The sequence below is a fragment of the Serratia sp. 3ACOL1 genome, from assembly GCF_003668775.1.
Classification (GTDB): domain Bacteria; phylum Pseudomonadota; class Gammaproteobacteria; order Enterobacterales; family Enterobacteriaceae; genus Chania; species Chania fonticola.
In genome coordinates this window covers 914,373-932,643 of sequence record NZ_CP033055.1, presented here as the reverse complement: position 1 = coordinate 932,643, position 18,271 = coordinate 914,373, and the positions used below count along the sequence as shown (strand labels likewise).

At 55.1% G+C, this 18,271-nt stretch carries 17 protein-coding genes; 5 read left to right on the top strand and 12 right to left on the bottom strand.

Annotated features, from left to right (window positions below; genetic code table 11):
• Position 1: 1 nt before the first annotated feature.
• From icmH to tssB, 9 genes are read right to left on the bottom strand one after another with little or no spacing between them, the layout of a single operon-like run.
• Positions 2-769: a type IVB secretion system protein IcmH/DotU gene (gene icmH, locus D9980_RS04325; RefSeq protein WP_021178397.1), complete on the bottom strand. Its 768-nt coding sequence runs from the start codon at positions 767-769 to the stop codon at positions 2-4.
• Positions 769-2,115 (bottom strand): type VI secretion system baseplate subunit TssK, encoded by a 1,347-nt coding sequence (gene tssK / locus D9980_RS04320; protein ID WP_024529707.1) that lies wholly within the window; start codon positions 2,113-2,115, stop codon positions 769-771. Before tssK ends, icmH begins: the two co-directional genes overlap by 1 nt.
• Before the next feature lie 2 nt (positions 2,116-2,117).
• Positions 2,118-2,624: a type VI secretion system lipoprotein TssJ gene (gene tssJ, locus D9980_RS04315; protein WP_024486773.1), complete on the bottom strand. Its 507-nt coding sequence runs from the start codon at positions 2,622-2,624 to the stop codon at positions 2,118-2,120.
• On the bottom strand, positions 2,621-3,925 hold the full coding sequence (gene tagH, locus D9980_RS04310) for a type VI secretion system-associated FHA domain protein TagH (protein ID WP_121606509.1): 1,305 nt from the start codon (positions 3,923-3,925) through the stop codon (positions 2,621-2,623). The genes tssJ and tagH overlap by 4 nt, the downstream gene beginning before the upstream one ends.
• Before the next feature lie 25 nt (positions 3,926-3,950).
• Positions 3,951-5,003 carry a type VI secretion system baseplate subunit TssG gene (gene tssG / locus D9980_RS04305; RefSeq protein WP_121606508.1) on the bottom strand — a complete coding sequence of 351 codons (1,053 nt, stop codon included), beginning with the start codon at positions 5,001-5,003 and terminating at the stop codon, positions 3,951-3,953.
• A complete protein-coding gene (gene tssF / locus D9980_RS04300) occupies positions 4,967-6,781 on the bottom strand; it encodes a type VI secretion system baseplate subunit TssF (RefSeq protein ID WP_046808159.1) in 1,815 nt (604 codons plus the stop codon). The genes tssG and tssF overlap by 37 nt, the downstream gene beginning before the upstream one ends.
• Positions 6,781-7,221 carry a type VI secretion system baseplate subunit TssE gene (gene tssE / locus D9980_RS04295; protein WP_021178403.1) on the bottom strand — a complete coding sequence of 147 codons (441 nt, stop codon included), beginning with the start codon at positions 7,219-7,221 and terminating at the stop codon, positions 6,781-6,783. The genes tssF and tssE overlap by 1 nt, the downstream gene beginning before the upstream one ends.
• A gap of 6 nt (positions 7,222-7,227) precedes the next feature.
• The gene (gene tssC / locus D9980_RS04290; RefSeq protein WP_021804827.1) at positions 7,228-8,709 is read right to left on the bottom strand and encodes a type VI secretion system contractile sheath large subunit; all 1,482 of its coding nucleotides are present in this window, start codon (positions 8,707-8,709) and stop codon (positions 7,228-7,230) included.
• Between the two features lie 27 nt (positions 8,710-8,736).
• Positions 8,737-9,234 carry a type VI secretion system contractile sheath small subunit gene (gene tssB, locus D9980_RS04285; protein WP_024529701.1) on the bottom strand — a complete coding sequence of 166 codons (498 nt, stop codon included), beginning with the start codon at positions 9,232-9,234 and terminating at the stop codon, positions 8,737-8,739.
• A gap of 761 nt (positions 9,235-9,995) precedes the next feature.
• Here tssB and D9980_RS04280 point away from each other — a divergent pair.
• Complete coding sequence (locus D9980_RS04280; protein WP_021178406.1) at positions 9,996-10,514, top strand: Hcp family type VI secretion system effector; 519 nt, start codon at positions 9,996-9,998, stop codon at positions 10,512-10,514.
• 341 nt (positions 10,515-10,855) lie between these two features.
• On the opposite strand, the gene flhA is transcribed toward D9980_RS04280, so the two are convergent.
• The 3 genes from flhA to hypA all read right to left on the bottom strand — a co-directional run bounded on the left by flhA (position 10,856) and on the right by hypA (position 13,715).
• Positions 10,856-12,922, bottom strand: coding sequence for a formate hydrogenlyase transcriptional activator FlhA (gene flhA, locus D9980_RS04275; RefSeq protein ID WP_121606507.1), 2,067 nt, complete (start codon positions 12,920-12,922; stop codon positions 10,856-10,858).
• A 139-nt stretch (positions 12,923-13,061) separates the two neighbouring features.
• Positions 13,062-13,355 (bottom strand): hydrogenase maturation factor HybG, encoded by a 294-nt coding sequence (gene hybG / locus D9980_RS04270; RefSeq protein ID WP_121606506.1) that lies wholly within the window; start codon positions 13,353-13,355, stop codon positions 13,062-13,064.
• A gap of 15 nt (positions 13,356-13,370) precedes the next feature.
• Positions 13,371-13,715 carry a hydrogenase maturation nickel metallochaperone HypA gene (gene hypA, locus D9980_RS04265; RefSeq protein WP_121606505.1) on the bottom strand — a complete coding sequence of 115 codons (345 nt, stop codon included), beginning with the start codon at positions 13,713-13,715 and terminating at the stop codon, positions 13,371-13,373.
• 373 nt (positions 13,716-14,088) lie between these two features.
• Between hypA and hydN the strand changes: the two genes are divergently transcribed.
• Genes hydN through D9980_RS04245 form a run of 4 tightly spaced genes read left to right on the top strand, consistent with a single transcriptional unit; the run spans position 14,089 to position 18,264 of the window.
• Entirely contained in the window at positions 14,089-14,631 is a 543-nt protein-coding gene (gene hydN, locus D9980_RS04260; RefSeq protein ID WP_121606504.1) for an electron transport protein HydN, read from the top strand.
• A 31-nt stretch (positions 14,632-14,662) separates the two neighbouring features.
• Positions 14,663-15,283, top strand: coding sequence for a 4Fe-4S dicluster domain-containing protein (locus D9980_RS04255; protein ID WP_121606503.1), 621 nt, complete (start codon positions 14,663-14,665; stop codon positions 15,281-15,283).
• A 2-nt stretch (positions 15,284-15,285) separates the two neighbouring features.
• A complete protein-coding gene (hyfB, locus tag D9980_RS04250) occupies positions 15,286-17,301 on the top strand; it encodes a hydrogenase 4 subunit B (protein WP_121606502.1) in 2,016 nt (671 codons plus the stop codon).
• A gap of 12 nt (positions 17,302-17,313) precedes the next feature.
• The gene (locus D9980_RS04245; protein WP_121606501.1) at positions 17,314-18,264 is read left to right on the top strand and encodes a respiratory chain complex I subunit 1 family protein; all 951 of its coding nucleotides are present in this window, start codon (positions 17,314-17,316) and stop codon (positions 18,262-18,264) included.
• Positions 18,265-18,271 lie beyond the last annotated feature (7 nt).

The following is an 18,271-nucleotide window of genomic DNA, read 5'->3' as shown; positions in this document are numbered from 1 at the left end:
CCTAGCTCAATAAATTGTTTAGCTGCTGCAAAATATCCTGAGTCTGTCCATGCAACTGGATGGCATAAAACAGGTAAATCACCGTCAACAGGCCTAAGCCACCCCATAGCAGATGCTTGATGGTCAACCGTTTACTCAGGTAATAACGCCCGCCGGTGCGGCTTTGTTTCTGGTGCAAGACGGTTGCGGGGGCTTCACCGCGCAGCTGTTGCAGTTGGTGATGCAGCCGACGGAACAGCCGTTCAAAGTCATCGCTGTTTTGCAATGTCACCTTGTAGCGGCCGCGATAACCCAGGCAGAAACACAGGTAAATGAACTCCAGCAGATCCTGATAACGTTTGGGTTCACCCATCAGGCGTTCCAGCAGGACGTACACCTTCTCGCCGCCCCAGGTTTCGTTATGGAAATGCACCAGCAAGGACTGCTGCAACCAGCCGTTTTGCGTATTCCAACCGTGCCCTAACGCCGTCTCATCGATAAAGGTACAAAGCACGTAGCGGAACGAAACGATCGCCCCTGGCTCGTAGCCTTTGGTTTGCAGGAACTGCTCAATGGCGCGGATATCCGTTACCACCTGCTGATAAAGCTGGTCTGGCAGCGGCTGGTTTTCCATGTCTTTCAAGCGCAGCACCATGCCGAGTAACGGCGTGGCGGCGTCCACCATCGCATTCAGGCTCTCGCCGCGCAGCGGGAGCTGATATTGCCGATACGAAGTGACGGTTTCCGTTTCGGGCAGCGCTGGGTTATCCGTGACGGCATGCATTTTCATTAGCTGCTCCTAATCGCCCAGAACTGCATATCCAGTTCAGGGAAGTCACCCGAAACGTGGAAGGCAATCGCGTTGCTTTGCAGGACCTCTTTCCAGGTCGGGCTTTGTCGATCCAACATGAAGTAGGTATAGCCGGAATGGTAAGGCAGCTGACGCGGGGCGGCAGAGAGCGCCACCAGCGGTACACCAGGCAGTTGCAGGCTAACCAGCTCACGGATTTTCTCCAGCGAGGTGATCTTGGTTTGCTGCACGAATTGCCGGCGTAGCTGTTCCTGCGGGATTTGCGCCCGGACGGCCAGCACAAAGTCGGCGCTGCGCAACAGATCGCTATCGTTGATCGTCCCCACACGAATGCCGTTAGGCTGTGGATGCAGCTGTACCGAGATGGCACGCGGTGTCAGCACGGTGCTGAGCGTTTGGCGCATCGCCAGGAACAGCGGCTGGAAGCAGTCGGTCAGGTTGTCATGGTTATAAACGATGAAGCTGCCTGCCAAACGCGATTCGTCGGTAAAGGTGCGCAACTCGCCGCAGGTTTGCACCAGGTGGCTATAAAAATCCTGTGGGTGCAGCACCGCCTGATGAGACAGGTGGGTGAATAGGGGCTGCATGCGGTTAAACACCTGCAGCATCATGAATTCGGCCACGTCGGCAATCCCCTGCTGGCCCGGCGAACCGATACGTTTGGCCAGCAACCGGGCGCGCTCCACCAAGGTACCCTCCACTTCATCCATAAAGTCTTTCAACTGTACGGAGGCGTGCAGGGTGGTGCAGGTAGGAATAAATTCTTCATCCAGGATCAGCGAGCCGTCCGGGTGCTTCTCTTTGATGCGGCAGACCGGCAGCACGGAATAGGCGCTGAGATCTTCGGAGCCCTGCATCAAACGCGGTGCCAACTGGGCCAGTAGTAATTGGCTGACATCGCCGCCGTCGGTGTGCAAATCGCGCACGTCATCGGTATGTTCGGCGTAGCGGATCGCCCCAGGCAGTTGGCTGTGCGGGCTGGCAACCTCATTGATGGTGTCGTTGAGCATCGGCAACGCCAGATAGATATCGCGGCTGGCGGCATCGTTGCAGTTCAGTACGTCCAGCGGCTTGGGCGAGCAATCCTGGTAAGGAATATCAAACACCGTGCCATCGGCCATGCTGCCGCTGGCGTTGGTCAAGCCGATACGCCCCAGCTTGAGCAGTTCCTGATTGATCTGCAGCGAGTGGAAGCCATAGGTGTAATTGGTCAGCGCGGTGATACGGCGCTGCAGCTGATAATCGTTATGTCTTTGTTGCTGTTGAAAGTGTTGTGGCTTAATGAACAGGCCTTCGCGCCAAATCACCCGATTCTTGGTCGGCATGGTTATTCTTCCTCTTTCCTTAAGTCGATTTCATCCGCTTTAACGTGGATCAGCACGCCATAGTTATGACCAACATCTTTGATCTTGATGATTTTTTTCCATTCAGCGCGATCAACGTCGGCATAGTAGGCAATCACCCCCAGATAGTGGGTCTTCTCTTCCAGCTCAATGGCGGGTAACGGTTTATATTGGCTCGGCAGCAGGGTGTATTCCTGGTGGTCGATGTAGTTCTTACTGAGCGTTTTCTTCAGTATTTCCGTGTCGAGCTGGTCGTAGTCGGCCGCCAGCAGTTTGGAATCGTCGCTCAGGTACACCACCGCAATCTCGGTCGGCGCGGCCTCGCCTTTCTCATTGGGGTTGATATTCGCGTCCGCCAACAGCGTTAACCGCAGCGTAGAAGGCTGCTCGGTAACGCGCTCCGGCTTCTTGTTTTTCCATATCGTGCATCCTGACAGCATCAGCACCAGGCATAGCGCAGTCGTCAGAAAGTATCCTCTGCCACCTTTCATCGTTCGCTGTCCTTCATCCCCTGGCGCAGCGCCTGGTCGTAAGCCTGTTCATACACTTCGCCAAACAGCTTTTCGAAGCCCTGCTGGCGGCTGGAGGCCAATTCCTGGTAGTAGTTTTTGTACATTTCCCAGGCCCAGGCGGAGTCTTGTTCCTGACGCTCGTTGCTGCGCATGTAATGGCTAAAGCGCGTCAGCAGTCGCTCTGGGGAGAAGGCTTCCAGCATGGTGTTCAACGCCTGGGCAATCGCCTGTTGGTTGGCCTGATGGTGCAAACGCAGGTTATGCAGGCTCTCGGCCACCGCCGCCGGGGCGGAAAGGTGGACCGGGCTTTTTTGATCGGCAAACAGCAGGCTGAGCGTGGTGTCGTAATCCATATTCAGGCGCAGCGGGTTATCTTCGATTGGCCGCAGATGTTTGTCCCGCAGGCCATGTTGGCTGCGCTGCAAGGCCAATAACCCTTCAATAGCGGCCCTGAGCGTTTTGCCTGCTTCCTCGAGAAAGTCATTGGCCTCCTGGCTGTTGCGGATTGGCAGTTGCGCGCCAAAACCCCGCATCAGCGGCGTGATCGCCACGTGCTGCTGTTCCATCTTGCTGTCTGACGGTGCCTGCTGGCCGGAAAGAAAACTGCTGATTTGCGGCAGATCGATAAACTCCTGATCCATGGCACTGTCCTTGGTGATATCAGAAAGTGGAGAAGAGAACAGCGGATCGCGGTAACGATCCTGTTGTAATGATTGATCGGCACCGGTGAGGGCGCTCAAAGGTTCGTGCATCGTCAGGCTTTCGGTTTCCAATACCCGCAGCGGGTCGTGGCTGAAACCGTTAGCGACCGTGGCGGCCAGGCGGTTGTCCTGCTCATGGTGGGAAGGCTGCGCATTGCCCCCTTCCATCATCGCTTCCAGCGGGTTGCTGTAGCTGGAGACCAGCGATTCCGGCGAAACCATCAGCGGATCGATCATATCGGCGTTCGAGCGGCTGATATGGCTCTTGATGGCCAGATTGCCCACGCTGATCTCGTCACCTTGCTGGATGCGCACCAAACCGGAGTTTGCCGTCAGCATCGACTGGTTAATACTCACCGCACCGTTGAGCACCCGCAGGCAAAAGGACCCATCACGCCATTCAATGGCAAACTGTGAAGGGCTGATATTGCCGCCCTGATCTTGAATAGACCAATGATGGCTGCCGTCACTGCCAACCACCCCACCCTGTGCATTAAACAGGCTGCTGGCCGGTTTGCCACTTTCCAATCTGTCGCTATTGACGACTCGCAATGATAGCGTCGGTTGCTGTTTATCCATGATCTCTCTTCCTGAATCTTGATTGTCATTCCATAACGCTGATGGTTACGTGGGGCTGTTGCTCGGGTTCCCCGAGGAAGCTGGTCCAGCCCAGCAGGTTGTTTTGTTCTGTCCCCAGGATCATGCCGCCCACCTGCAGCTCTGCCAGACCCAGGCGTAAATCCCACGAAAACTGGTCACGCATAATGAAAGCTACAAACATCTCTAACGGCTCGTAATTCTCCCCGTTAGGTAAAAATGACAAGAACTGTTCACGCGTCAGTTGGTTGAGGCACAACTGATATTTGCCGCTGCGATCCGCCACCTGCGATCCCAGCGAGAAATTGACGCCAAGCACCGATTTCCCCTGGTATTTCTGGCCGCTGACCTTCACCCTGCCGCCCAGGCGATTCTGCTGCTCCGGGGCGATTTTGACCTTGCGCAACTGCCAACTTTGCAGCGTCACATCCGCCAGGTTGAAACAGTGCGCCACCAGGCTGCAAATCACTTCCGGGGCACGCCCAGGGCTGGCCAGCAAGCCGGCATAGGCCAGCATTTTGCCGTGGTGGATGCGCAGTTTTTTGCGGATCGCCTCGTTACTTAATCCCACTAACGCAAACATGCGCTGCGAGACATCATCGTTACCGCCCTCGTCAAAGCAGATGTAGTAGCGGTATTTGCGCCAAATCTGATGCAGCAGCGTTAACAGCCGGTGGTTGAACACGTTGAGAAAATCCGTCAGGCGGTTTTCATTCTGGGCATCTTCCCAGGCCAACGAGTCCAGGTAATAACCGGGCAACGGCGACTGGCTGCCATGCAACCCAAGGAAAGAGACTTCCAGTTCAAACTGGCCGCGAGCGGAAGTCTCCAACGCGATCACGTCACGGGTTGGAAAAGCCAGGCTGGCGGTCGATTTAAAGCGGATTGCCTCATCGGCTGGCCTGGCTGAACCCGGGGATTTTTGCCACGCTACCGCCATTTGGTTGAGCAGCTCGACCAATTGGTAAAAGTTATAACGTGACACATCCAGCACTGGCTCAGGCGGTACGCCTTCACCCGCGCTTACATCAATGCATGTTGACCCGTCTGTACCGGCCATTGGTAACATTCCTGATTATCAAGATTGATGACTTTCAAAAGGTGGAACGAGTTGACGCTGGCATACAGGGAGAAGAAGCGTGCCAACACCGTACCAAACAGGTAGAGCTCACCTTCAGAACCAAAAGCGCTTTGCTCCAGCCAGAGGGTGGTTTGCAGACCTCTGACCGGCAAACCACGGAACAACCTGTCGATCGGCTGGGTTTCGATACGCGAAATCGCGTCCAGTTTTTTTTGCGACGACCGAGCGGATTGCCGGTTGTGTACGCTGGGAAAATCATAGGTCTGCAGGATCTGTTTTAACGAATCCTTGTCCAATAATGACATGTAGTTCAATGACATATTTGACAGCAAAGACCATTGCAGGCTGCCATCCAACACCGGATACAGCGGTACCGAAGGCCGGGTTATATTACGGAAGGTGGCAAATGACGGGCCTGCTTGCGTCCGTTGGCAGATATCACCCACGCGTAGCGCCAGCGGTAATTCGCGGTTGGTACAGGTCATGCTGACCGACACGTTTTCTTGAGACAGGGCCACCTGCGTCTCATCACTGCGCACAAAGGAGATGTAATGCTCAAAGCCCTTGCGGAACAGCGAGTTTTTCACCCGCAGACGGTAATAGAGCATGCTGCGCTCCTGCGCAGGTTCCACCTGATGATGGAAACTTTCGAACGCCGGGTAGCTTCTGGCCTGCCCCCGCCCGCTGCCTTTGGGATCTTTGCTTAACCAGCTCTCCACGCGATCGATCGAGAAAATCTCGTAGCGCTCAGGATGATGGTAGCTGGCGCACAGCGGATATTCGGTTTGTGTGCCATCCAGGGCTATCGCCTCGCTGTCGCGTTTGAACAGGTTCACCGCGGGGGTGCAGTTCAGGCGCAGCGTGGTTGGCCGTATCTTGACCTCAGGAGGCAATGGCTGGGAGAAATGCAGATTGAGGGTGAATTCGCTGGCTTTCAGATGCGCGGGGAAATCCACCACCCCAGCCACGTCAAAGAACAGGAAGCCTTCCGGGAAACAGAAATACTCCTGCAGGATACGGTAGCCGACATAGGCGTTTTTCGGATAAGGCAACAGCGCATCTTCACGCTCAAAGCCCACCGGGTTGAAATCGAAGTCCGGCATCGGAATGGTGATGCCGTTGACCACCAGCTCGGCCCGTTCGAAATAGTGGCTGATCCAGAAATAGAGTTGGGTGCTGGTGTAACCGTCCTCACCCAGATAGAAACGCAGTTTATCGAGCCGCATTTCCTGCACATTCAACTCTGCCTTGGCGCCGAAGTGAATGCTCAATATCCCCTGTTCGTTGCTGTTGTTGACGGCGATATCCTGGATGCCCATCGGGAACAGCCAGACATCCCGGCACAGCGTGAAGCTGCACTGAGGTCCGTGTGTTTCGCTGTCGTTTTGCAACGCGCCGCGCTCCGCCCTTTGCGCAATCGGGACGCTCTCGATCTGGCTACCGCGCTCGATCAACGTCGCTTCAGTGAGTGCACTGCTGTTCGGCGTGTATTCGACGATGGTCATGCTGGGCACAGGCCGCAAATAGTTCGGCCACAGCATATTCAGCAGGCCGTGCGTCAACTCTGGGAACTGGTCGTCGATCTTTTCGCGCAGATTGCCAGTCAGAAAGGCGAAACCTTCCAACAGGCGCTCAACGTCCGGATCGGAACCCTGTTCGGATAAAAAGGCAGCAAGATGCGGCCGTTCGATTGCGGCATCCCGCCCTAATTGCCGGAGGTAATCCAGCTCATCCCTGAAGTACTTTTCGAACGACATTATGCTTCCTGGTTTAGGCAGTAACGGCGGTTGCTGTCCAATTGGATATTGAACTCAACCACATCACCGATATTGTCGAAATCAACTTGAGCACTGATATGGAAACTCAATAACAGTGGGTCCCCCTGATCCACCAGGGATTGAACGGCAACCTCGGAAATTCTTGGCTCGTAGCGCTCAATACACTCCTTGATGGCCTGCTCAATACTCTTACGAAAATCAGACGTGGTTGCCGTGGCATCATTGAGATCAATAACCCCCAGGCCTGCAGCACTTTGGCAGGCTCCGGGGCGCGAATTGAGGACTTCGTTCAAATGCTGCTTGATTGAGATTAATAGCTCTTGAACACGGCTATGTGAGGAAGGGCCTAAGCCCTTCCCCTGGATACGCTCAAACAAGCTGGCAGAACTTCCTCGCTCCCAATTAAGAAGCGCAGCCATTGCCTGTTATTCCTTATCCAAACGACCAACCAGCGAGAGCTCGAAACTGGCTCCCATGTATTTGAAGTGTGGACGCACCTGCATCGCCACCTGGTACCAGCCCGGATCCCCTTCGACATCCAGCACCTGGATCTGAGCAGAACGCAGAGGGCGGCGGCTGCGGACATCGGTCGGTGGGTTTTCCTGATCGGCAATGTATTGCTTGAGCCAGATGTTCAGCTCACGCTCCAGATCCTGACGCTCTTTCCACGAACCAATCTGCTCACGCTGCAGCACTTTGATGTAGTGAGCCAGACGGTTGATGATGAACATGTACGGCAGTTGGGTACCCAACTTGTAGTTGGTTTCCGCCATCCGCCCTTCATGGGTATTCGGGAATACCTTCGGCTTTTGCACTGAGTTGGCCGAGAAGAAGGCCGCGTTGTCGGTGCCTTTGCGCATGGTCAGGGTAATAAAGCCCTCTTCCGCCAGCTCAAATTCACGACGATCGGTGATCAGCACTTCGGTCGGGATCTTGGCCTGTACCTGGCCCATCGCCTCATAGAGGTGAACCGGCAGGTTGTGCACCGCACCACCGCTTTGTGGCCCGATGATGTTCGGACACCAGCGATACTTGGCGAAGCTGTCTGTTAGGCAGGCTGCCAGCAGGAATGCGGTGTTGCCCCACAGGAAGTGTTCGTGATCCTTGCTGACGTCTTCGTAGTAGTTGAAATTCTTGATCGGGTTTTCAACGGTGGAATACGGCAAACGCAGCAGGAAACGTGGCGTGGTCAGACCCAGATAGCGGGAGTCTTCCGACTCGCGCAGCGCACGCCATTTGGTGTGTGCTGGCCCTTCGAACACCGACTTCATGTCTTTGATGGCTGGCAGTTCGGTAAAGCTGTTGATACCAAAGAAGTCCGGCGCAACGCTGGAAAGGAACGGCGCATGTGCCATTGCCCCAACGGCACTGACGTATTGCAGCAGCTTCATATCCGGGGTGCTGTTGCTGAACGCATAGTTACCGATGATGGCTGCGGTAGGTTCGCCGCCAAACTGGCCGTAACCGGATGAGTACACGTGCTTGTAGAAACCAGACTGGATAATTTCCGGCGAGAACTCAAAATCTTCCAGCAGCTCTTCTTTCGTCGCGTGCATGATGTTGATTTTGATGTTTTCACGGAAATCGGTGCGATCCACCAGCAGCTTCAGTGAACGCCAGGAGGATTCGATTTCGCGGAATTCTTTGGCGTGCAGAATTTCGTCCATCTGGGCACTGAGCTTTTTATCCAGCTCGATGATCATTCTGTCGACCAACAGTTTGTTGATCGGCTCTTCGTTGGTACCAGTGTCCAGAATGCTGCTGATAAATGCAGCAACGCCCTGTTTGGCGACGTCATAGCCATCATTCCCCGGCATCATGCGGGTCTGAGACATAATTTCGTCAAGCAGGAAAGTGGTACTGGTAGGCTCGGCAGCTAAAACCGCATTTTCTTCATGTAAAGACATACGTAAAATTCCCTCTTTCCGTCTCAATTATTTCTGATTAAGAATGTCCAATTCCTTTAGCAACTGCTCACGCATTTCTTCATTGCCCAGGAGATCTTGCAGACGAGAACGGAAGGCAGGAATGTTGCCCAGAGGCCCTTTCAGGGCGACCAGCGCTTCCCGCAGTTCCAGAATTTTTTTCAGTTCGGGGACGTTTTTCGCCACGTTGTCCGGTGAGAAATCGTCGAGAGAATTGATCGCCAATGTGACCGGCATCTCTTCTTTCCCCTCACCTTCCAGGTGATTGGGTACAGTGAACGAAAGGTTGATATTGGCTTCGTTCATCACCGCGTTGAAGTTGTTCTTGCTGACGGAAACGACCTGACGTTCTTCAATCGGGGTGTCTTCACGAACCCCCTTGAGATCGCCAACCACCATCAGGTTCAGTGGCAGTTCGATTTCAGTGGTTTGATCGCCCGTGTTAGGAACATACTTGATGTTGATCCTTTCCTTGGGGGCAACACTGCTTTGATTATTCTTACTCATCACTCGTCCTTTTAGTCACAATAAGGGAATACCAGCTAATGTTTGTTGAATGAGCACCGGAAAATGACATTCAGATATCATCCATGCTAATAGAGTCATCGCCATCTATTCAGATAGTAAATCTATCACCGTAAACCTAAATACCTTCCTCCTATGCCGTGCCGAAGTCTGCGAATAATCCGGTTTTACGCGCAAAGGTGGGAATCCTCCTATATTTCACGAGACTCTGAGAATTATCCCAAATAATGATAAAACCCCGAACATGGGATTACTGCCCACGGCAAAAACTGGACATTTCCTGCATTAGCATAGCTTCACTGAATGTATCGTCCCCGATCTGACCGGTAAAAGTCCATAAATTTTTCTTTACTAAGCGTCCTAATAATTTATCGCCTGGCGAGAACAACTTTCGGCTTATGATCATAAAAAATAATTTCATTTAAATTAATTAAACCATAAAAAACAGCAATTTAAAAAACAACATAATTACCAAGGCTATAGTGACATCAACAATCATAATCACCATCAATACTTAATCCAGCATAAAACACCAATAATGCAAATATTATAATCATTTATACCATTAACAAGACCAATAAACCTTGCAAATTTGTGAGTGACTTGGCACTGGGGAAAGACCCGATTATAGTAATGGCCGAAGTGAGAAGTGGGGCAAGTTACATTCGGGGCCGACTATTATCGGCGAGGGGTGTGACTAACATTGAGAGTTATTACTAAGCTTACTAACAAGGATCTTTAAGATGCCAACTCCAGCTTATATCTCTATCACAGGGAAAACCCAAGGTAATATTACCGCCAGCGCATTTACCGCTGAATCCGTCGGTAACATCTTTGTTCAAGGCCACGAAGACCAGATGCTGGTTCAGGAATTTGAACATATTGTTACCGTACCAACCGATCCGCAGTCAGGCCAGCCATCAGGGCAGCGTGCGCATAAGCCATTCCGCTTCACCGTGGCTTATAACAAAGCTGTTCCATTGCTGTATAACGCATTGGCCTCTGGCGAAATGCTGCCAACGGTTGAATTGAAATGGTACCGCACCTCGATCGAAGGTAAACAAGAGCACTTCTTTACCACCAAACTCGAAGATGCCACCATCATCGATATCGACTGCAAAATGCCACACTGCCAGGATCCAACCAAGGCTGAGTTCACTCAACTGGTTCGCGTTTCACTGGCATACCGTAAAATCACTTGGGAACACACCACTGCCGGGACTTCTGGTTCTGACGACTGGCGTGCCCCAATCGAAGCCTAAGACTAGCCTTAGCTTCGCCCAAGCAGCCAATCGAGAGATTGGCTGTTTTTATTTCCACGTACCAACCTCCCTACCTCATCTCAGCTTGATGGCCAACGGCTAGCTGCCAATCAGACCAAAACCGACGCCATCATCATTAACCCGATGGATTACGAGGCCAACATCGACGTGGTGACCATGGCCAACAAGGCCAATAGAGGGAGCTGGCACTGAGCCGTAATCAGGTGTAGGAGTTAATCTTTAACAGGGGGAATTAGGGGACGAATACGTAAGCTGAGATGTGGCACGTTAGGTCCCCTCTCCCTTTGGGAGAAGGTTAGGGTGAGGGGACGTTACGCCGATCAATTCACCGAAATTCCCCACTTTTTCATTCGCGATAGCAGCGTTGTACGTTTTAGCCCAAGGCGCTGTGCGGCCCCGCGTGGCCCGGCAACCACGCCGTTGGTTTCTCTCAGCACGCGGAGCACCCGTTGGCGCTCATCTTCCTCCGGCGATACCGTTTCCGTGGCTGGTGCGGAGAGCACCATTGAGGGTTGCGAATACTGCAATTCAGGTAGCGGCAACTCAAGCACCGAGCCGCGAGTCAACAATACCGCCCGCTCTATCACGTTCTCCAGTTCACGCACGTTGCCCGGCCACGGCATCTGGCTTAATAACCGCAGCGTTTGCGCCGGGATACTGTCGATGGTGCGTTTCATGCGGCGAGCAATTTTATGGGTCAGGAACTTCACCAACTGGGGGATATCCTCGGGCCGTTCACGCAGCGGTGGAATGACGATCGGAAACACGTTCAGGCGATAAAACAAATCGCTGCGAAACTCACGATCGGCCACCATCTGCTGCAAATCCCGGTTGGTGGCGGCGATCAGGCGGATATCGACGGAGATCGGTTTGTTGCCACCAACTCGCTCAAACTCCCGCTCCTGTAACACCCGCAGCAGCTTGGGCTGCAGCTCAATGGGGATTTCTCCCACTTCATCAAGGAATAGCGTCCCCTTCTCCGCCAGTTCAAAACGGCCCATGCGTTGGGTGGAAGCTCCGGTAAACGAGCCTTTTTCATGGCCAAACAGATCGCTTTCCAACAGGCCCGCAGGCATCACCGCACAGTTCATTTTCACCATGCGCTGGTCACGCCGTTCGCTCAGGTTATGGATTGCTCGCGCTATCAGCTCCTTGCCAGTGCCCGTTTCCCCGAGGATCAGCACCGAACAGTCGCTTTTAGCCACGATTTCGACCTGTTTGAGCACCGCAGACATCCCCGCGCTACGCCCGACAATCTCGCTCAGGTCGGGATGATTGACGTTGATCTGCTCGGTCAGATACAGGTTTTCATGCACCAGGCTCTCTTTAAGCCGGTTGATCTCCTGGCAGGCCAGCGCGTTATCCACCGCGATGGCAATACGCTCGGCAATTTGTTGCAGCACCCGTAAGCTGGCCGCGTTAAAGCCATCTGCCTGGCATTGCGCCAGCTTCAGCACGCCCAGCTTCTTTTGGCCGAATATCAGTGGCAATACGCACAATGCCTCGATCCTGCCCTGTGAAAGTTCAAACAGCCGACGTTCATAGCCGGAAAGCTGCTCGGCATTTTTCAGGTTCAACAGCAGCATTTCACCGCTGCGCATCACCCGTTCGGTTAAGGTGCCTGCCAACGCCACGTTGTACTGCTGGCGTTCGGCAGTATTGTTGTTCAGGTAGTGGGTGGAGTAGATGGTGAGCTGCTCGGCGTGGTTACTGCGTAATACGATGCTGATGGCATCACTGTTGAAAAAGTGGTGAATTTTCTCCGAGATCTCCCCCATCACGTCATCCAGATCCAGCTTTGACAGCACCGCATTGGTGACATCCACCAAAATGCGATAGTCATCCAGCTCATGACGTAGCTGGTGCTGTTGCCGTTGCGCGTTGTCCAACAAAACGATCTGCTGCGTAGCCAGCGCCACTAGCTCCATCAGCGTTTGCAACTGCACCAGGCTGGCATCGCTGAACGGCTCGTTTCCGCTACGTAGTAATTCACAACCACCGAGCGGCCGACCACCCGCATGTAGCGGCATCAAACAGTATTGGTTGAAGGGAGGATGCAACTTTAGGGCGCGGATTTGCGGATAGCGATCGTGCAGCTCATCGGCCTGCCAGCGTTGGGGTAACGAGCTGTGTTGAAAGCGGCTGACCGGGCCATTCGCCAGCAGCGTTTCGTCCTGATAGTTTACCGGCTGCAGCGCGTGATCCAGCCCGTGAAAACTCACCCGTTCACTGTGCGGATCAAATAGCACCAACGCGACGCTGTCGGCCAGTTGCAGACGCCGCAACACCTGACGCAATTGCAGTAACAGATCGATGAAAGTATGCTGCCCGAGCAGCATGCGGGTAATTTCGAGCAGGTCTTGTTGTTCTAAGCGTACAGTCGACATGGTTTATCACTTGTCTGAGTCACGAAGATTATTGCCAGCGAACATCCTCACAAAGAGTAAGGTTTGTTAATGGTAATTTCTCCCGACCGGATCAACAAAACACCGCAACAGGAATGTCATTTGCCGGGGATAGCACAATTTATCGCCGTTCCTGGCCACCTTCGCCTGCCAGGAACAGCGCCACGTCCTGCTCCACTTCCCCCATAGCTTGCAGTGCCGACAAGGTTTCCTGTGCTTCGTGCTCATCCAGGCGGCTCATGGCAAAGCCTACATGGATCAGCACCCAGCTACCGATTAGCGCTTCTGGCGGTTCATCGTCCTGGCACACCAGGGCAATATTCACTTCTCGTTGCACACCGCAGACGTCGACCCAGGCGTGCTGGTGTTGGTTTTCGTCCAGCGCCACAACCTTACCGGGAATGCCTATACACATGCTTTTTCCTCTTGGTTATTCAATTTCCAGGCGCTTGAGTTGCAAGCCGTCATCCGCCTGCACTCGCAGGTTGCGTCCGCCGCATTGCGGGCAGACCAGGACCTGGGGAACCAGCAGTTGCACATCCGCCCGGCAGTCGTGACACCAGCACTGTGCCTGTTGTTCGAGCAGATGCAGCTCGCAGCCTTCGGCCAAGGTGCCGCGACAAACCATGTCGAAGCAGAACCGCAGCGACTCCGCCTCCACGCAGGAAAATGCGCCAATCTCAAACCAGACGGCGGTAATGCGCCGGGCATGATTTTGCCGGGCATGTTGCTGCATGATTTCCATCGCATGATGGCACAAGGTTATTTCATGCATCTGGGCTCCGTTGTTCGGCGATTAATTGCCGGTGCTTCAGCTAGTGCAATTAGGGTGCCAAGGTGATCCCATCACCCTCATCCGCTTGCCATCAGGGAGAAGGCAAGCGGATGAGGGGCAAACCGTCATTTTTGCTACCGATTTCGACAAAAATGACGAAGTGACGACGCCAACCCGGGCGGAACGTGACGAATATCCCCTCCCGCTTCGTCGTTTATGCCCATCTGCCGCTCATGCGCGGCACGTAAAATCCCAACTACATGTTTTATATCTATTTATTACGTTTGGCACGTTTTGTGTATAGCTAACGGCAGCACAGACTCAAAGGCTCGCCGCCTGGGGTTTAACGATGGAAGGTAATCAGGAGTGACTGATGAACAGGTTTATCATGGCCGATCCGCAAAAATGCATCGGCTGCCGTACTTGTGAGATCGCCTGCGTAGTGGCCCATAGCCAAAACCAGGATGTCTCGGCGCTGGATGCCGCCAACTTCACGCCTCGCCTGCATCTGCTGAAAGGCGGCAATGTCAGCACCGTGGTGCTGTGTCGCCAGTGTGATGATGCCCCTTGCGCCAGCGTTTGCCCCAACGGGGCCATCAGCCAGAGCGACGGCATGGTCAAGGTCGCGCAGGAACGCTGCATCGGCTGTAAAGCCTGCGTCATGGCTTGCCCCTATGGGGTGATGGAAGTGATCACCCGCCCGGTAGTCCACCATGGCAATGCCTTGATGTTCCCCGCCGCCGAGAAAGCGGAAGCACACAAGTGCGATCTCTGCACCGGACGAGCCAATGGCCCGGCCTGTATGGAGTTTTGCCCCACCGATGCGTTGCACTGCATAGACCAACAGCTGCTGCAAAAAATGAATGCGGAAAAACGCCGCCGCGCCGCACTCAGCACACTGTCGTTGGCGATGTAAGCATGAACCGCTTTCTGTTGGAGGAACGGCCATGAACCGCTTTGTTATTGCGGAGCCTCAGCACTGTATCGGCTGCAACACCTGCATGGCCGCCTGCACTGAGGTGCATAAGGCTCAAGGGCTACAATCGTATCCCAGGCTGACGGTGACGCGCGTTGGAGAGCAAACGGCACCGATGCTTTGCCGCCAATGTGAAGACGCCCCTTGCGCACGCGTTTGCCCGGTCAATGCCATCACGCACGGCGAACACGCCATCGAGCTGAACGAGACCCTGTGCATTGGCTGCAAGCTGTGTGGCCTGGCCTGCCCGTTCGGTGCAATCACGCCTGCGGGCAGTGGGCCGGTCAATATCCCGTCGATGTTTGAACAGTACGTCCCGGCAGAACTGCTGCCCGACGTGCCAACCAGCCCCGCAAGCCAATCGCCCTATCTGTCCTGGAATGCCGGGATCAAAACGGTGGCGGTGAAGTGCGATCTCTGCGCGTTTCTCGCCGATGGGCCGGAATGCGTACGCATCTGCCCAACCAATGCCTTGCATATCGTCGATGAGCAGCAGCTTGAGCAGGAAGCGCAGGCCCGGCGTTTGGCGCGAGCCGGCCAGGTCGCGATCGGCTGCCCATCCTCTCCTTCTCTCGTCAGGGGGCAGAAATAAACATGGACTCTCTCACTCTACTGCTTTGGGCTTTGGTGATTTATGTCGCTGGTGGCGTGCTGTCACTGCTGCTGTTTCGCCGGGAGCGCCTCGCCATTTTGCTGGCGGGCATCAGCGCGATGATCGGTGGCCTGTTAGGGCTATGCAGCGCCGTCCCCGTCCTGTTAAGCGGGCAAACCCTCACCTTCTCCACGCCTGGCCTGTTCTCGTTTGCCGCTTTCGTGGTGCGCATGGATTCGCTGGCGGCCTTTATGCTGGTGGTGATTTCGCTGCTGGTCACCGTTTGCGCATTGTATTCCATCGCCTATGTGCAGGAATATCGCGGTAAAGGCGCCGCGAGCATGGGGTTCTTTATGAACCTGTTTATCGCCTCGATGGCCGGGCTGGTGGTGATGGATAACGCCTTCTACTTCATCATTCTGTTCGAAATGATGTCGCTGGCCTCCTGGTTCCTGGTGATCGCCGATCAGGATGACGAATCCATCAGCGCCGGTTTGCTGTACTTCTTTATCGCCCATGCCGGTTCGGTGCTGATCATGATCGCCTTCTTCCTGATGTGGCGGCAGAGCGGCAGCCTGGACTTTGACTCCTTCCGCACTCTATCGCTCTCCCCTTGGATGGCATCGGTCGTTTTCCTGCTGGCTTTCTTTGGTTTTGGGGCCAAAGCGGGGATGCTGCCGCTGCACAGTTGGTTACCACGCGCCCACCCGGCTGCCCCTTCCCATGCTTCTGCGCTGATGTCCGGCGTGATGGTGAAGATCGGCATCTTCGGCATCATCAAGGTCGGGATCGACCTGCTGGGTGCCACCGAAATGTGGTGGGGCATCGTAGTGCTGGCCTTCGGCGCAGTGTCTGCAGTGTTGGGAGTGCTGTATGCGTTGGCCGAGCACGATATCAAACGCCTGCTGGCCTGGCACACGGTGGAGAACATCGGCATCATTTTAATGGGCGTGGGCGTGGCGATGGTCGGCATGGCTAGCGGACATCCGGTGATGGCGGCGCTGGGCCTGCTCGGCGCGCTGTATCACCTGCTCAACCATGCGGTGTTTAAAGGTTTGCTGTTCCTGGGTGCTGGTGCCGTGATTTGGCGCGTACATACCCGCGATATGGAACAAATGGGCGGCCTGGCGAAGCTGATGCCGCTCACCGGGCTGGCGTTCCTGATCGGCTGTATGTCGATCTCCGCCCTACCGCCGCTGAACGGTTTTATCAGCGAGTGGTACACCTACCAATCGCTGTTCTCCATGAGCCACGACGGCAACTTTGTGATGCGCCTCAGCGGCCCGATTGCCATGGTGATGTTGGCGATCACCGGGGCGCTGGCGGCGATGTGCTTCGTCAAGGTCTACGGCGTCAGCTTCTGCGGCGGGCCGCGCAGTGAAAAAGCGGCGCAGGCTCGCGAAGTGCCATGGCAGATGACAGTCTCCATGCTGTTGCTGGCCCTGCTGTGCGTATTGCTCGGCGTAGGGGCCAGCGTGGTCGCTCCCGTTCTGGCCCAGGTTGCCATGACGCTGGTCGGCACTCATGACGTCACCGTGGTGCAAGGCTCAATGCTGGTGCCGCAACTGGCCAGCCAAGCCATGCTGTCACCGGCTTTGACCTTCATCCTGCTGCTCGCCCTGCCGCTGATCCCATTGGCGGTGTATCTGCTGCTGAAAAGCAATCAGTCCAGCTTCCGTCGCCGTGGCGACCCGTGGGCCTGCGGCTACAACTGGGAGCAAGCGATGGCGGTATCCGCCGGGGGCTTTACCCAGCCACTGCGTGCCATGTTTGCCTCGCTGTACCGTCTGCGCAAGCAGCTCGATCCAACTCCGGCATTAGCGCGAGCACTGGAACAGACCACCTCAGGGGCAACCCGCGCCGAGCCGTTCTGGGATGACTGGATCATCAATCCGCTGGTCAAGGCCTCTCAACGCCTGGGGGTGCGGTTGCAGGGCATGCAGAGCGGCGACTTCCGCTTCTATTGCCTGTATGTGGTGATCGCCTTGGTGATCCTGCTGTTGCTTGTCGCGGTTTAAGGGGGAAATAGCATGTCGATGCAGGAAACACCGTCGTTAATGATGGGACTCTTCGCGCTGATGCAGGCGCTGATAATGCTGGCGGTCACGCCGCTGTTCACCGGGATCTCCCGCCAAATCCGCGCCCGGATGCACTCGCGCCGTGGCCCTGGCATTTGGCAGGACTACCGCGATATGGGCAAGTTGTTCAAACGTCAGGAAGTCGCTCCTGCGCAGTCGGGCTCCATCTTCCGCGTGATGCCTTATGTGTTGCTGAGCAGCATGTTGCTGGTGGCGATGACGCTGCCCATCTTCACGCGGACGTCGCCGTTTGCCGGTGCGGGGGACTTGATCACCCTGCTCTATCTGTTCGCACTGTTCCGCTTCTTCTTCTCGCTGTCTGGTCTGGATACCGGTAGCCCGTTTGCCGGGATCGGGGCCAGCCGCGAACTGACGCTGGGCGTATTGGTAGAACCCACGCTGATCCTGGCGCTGCTGGTGGTAGCGCTGATTGCCGGTTCCACCAATATCGGCACCATCAGCGCCAGCCTGACCGAAGGTTGGAGCTCCCCCACGGCCACCCTGCTGGCCATGCTGGCCTGCGGTTTCGCCGCGTTTATCGAAATGGGCAAGATCCCCTTCGATGTAGCAGAGGCGGAACAGGAACTTCAGGAAGGGCCGTTGACCGAATACTCCGGCTCTGGCCTGGCGTTGGTGAAATGGGGGATCGGTCTCAAGCAGGTAGTGGTGGCCGAGCTGTTCCTGGCGGTATTCATTCCCTTTGGCAAGGCTGTGGAGCTGACGGTGCCTGCGCTGGCACTGGCGGCAGTCATCATGCTGGCCAAGCTACTGGCGGTGTTTGTCATCGCCTCCATTTTTGAAAATACCTTGGCGCGTGGGCGGTTCTTGTTGACGCACCACGTTACCTGGCTCGGTTTTGGCGTAGCGGCGCTGGCCTTTGTCTTTTACCTAACCGGTCTGTAGCCGCCAG

Bases quoted from the DNA above. Each gene is read 5' to 3' on its own strand.
- flhA (WP_121606507.1), bottom strand. From the start codon at position 12,922: ATGTCGACTGTACGCTTAGAACAACAAGACCTGCTCGAAATTACCCGC.
- tssG (WP_121606508.1), bottom strand. From the start codon at position 5,003: ATGGCCGGTACAGACGGGTCAACATGCATTGATGTAAGCGCGGGTGAA.
- D9980_RS04280 (WP_021178406.1), top strand. From the start codon at position 9,996: ATGCCAACTCCAGCTTATATCTCTATCACAGGGAAAACCCAAGGTAAT.
- D9980_RS04255 (WP_121606503.1), top strand. From the start codon at position 14,663: ATGAACCGCTTTGTTATTGCGGAGCCTCAGCACTGTATCGGCTGCAAC.
- tssB (WP_024529701.1), bottom strand. From the start codon at position 9,234: ATGAGTAAGAATAATCAAAGCAGTGTTGCCCCCAAGGAAAGGATCAAC.
- hybG (WP_121606506.1), bottom strand. From the start codon at position 13,355: ATGTGTATAGGCATTCCCGGTAAGGTTGTGGCGCTGGACGAAAACCAA.
- tssE (WP_021178403.1), bottom strand. From the start codon at position 7,221: ATGGCTGCGCTTCTTAATTGGGAGCGAGGAAGTTCTGCCAGCTTGTTT.
- tssK (WP_024529707.1), bottom strand. From the start codon at position 2,115: ATGCCGACCAAGAATCGGGTGATTTGGCGCGAAGGCCTGTTCATTAAG.
- tagH (WP_121606509.1), bottom strand. From the start codon at position 3,925: ATGGATAAACAGCAACCGACGCTATCATTGCGAGTCGTCAATAGCGAC.
- D9980_RS04245 (WP_121606501.1), top strand. From the start codon at position 17,314: ATGTCGATGCAGGAAACACCGTCGTTAATGATGGGACTCTTCGCGCTG.
- hypA (WP_121606505.1), bottom strand. From the start codon at position 13,715: ATGCATGAAATAACCTTGTGCCATCATGCGATGGAAATCATGCAGCAA.
- hydN (WP_121606504.1), top strand. From the start codon at position 14,089: ATGAACAGGTTTATCATGGCCGATCCGCAAAAATGCATCGGCTGCCGT.
- tssJ (WP_024486773.1), bottom strand. From the start codon at position 2,624: ATGAAAGGTGGCAGAGGATACTTTCTGACGACTGCGCTATGCCTGGTG.
- hyfB (WP_121606502.1), top strand. From the start codon at position 15,286: ATGGACTCTCTCACTCTACTGCTTTGGGCTTTGGTGATTTATGTCGCT.
- icmH (WP_021178397.1), bottom strand. From the start codon at position 769: ATGAAAATGCATGCCGTCACGGATAACCCAGCGCTGCCCGAAACGGAA.
- tssF (WP_046808159.1), bottom strand. From the start codon at position 6,781: ATGTCGTTCGAAAAGTACTTCAGGGATGAGCTGGATTACCTCCGGCAA.
- tssC (WP_021804827.1), bottom strand. From the start codon at position 8,709: ATGTCTTTACATGAAGAAAATGCGGTTTTAGCTGCCGAGCCTACCAGT.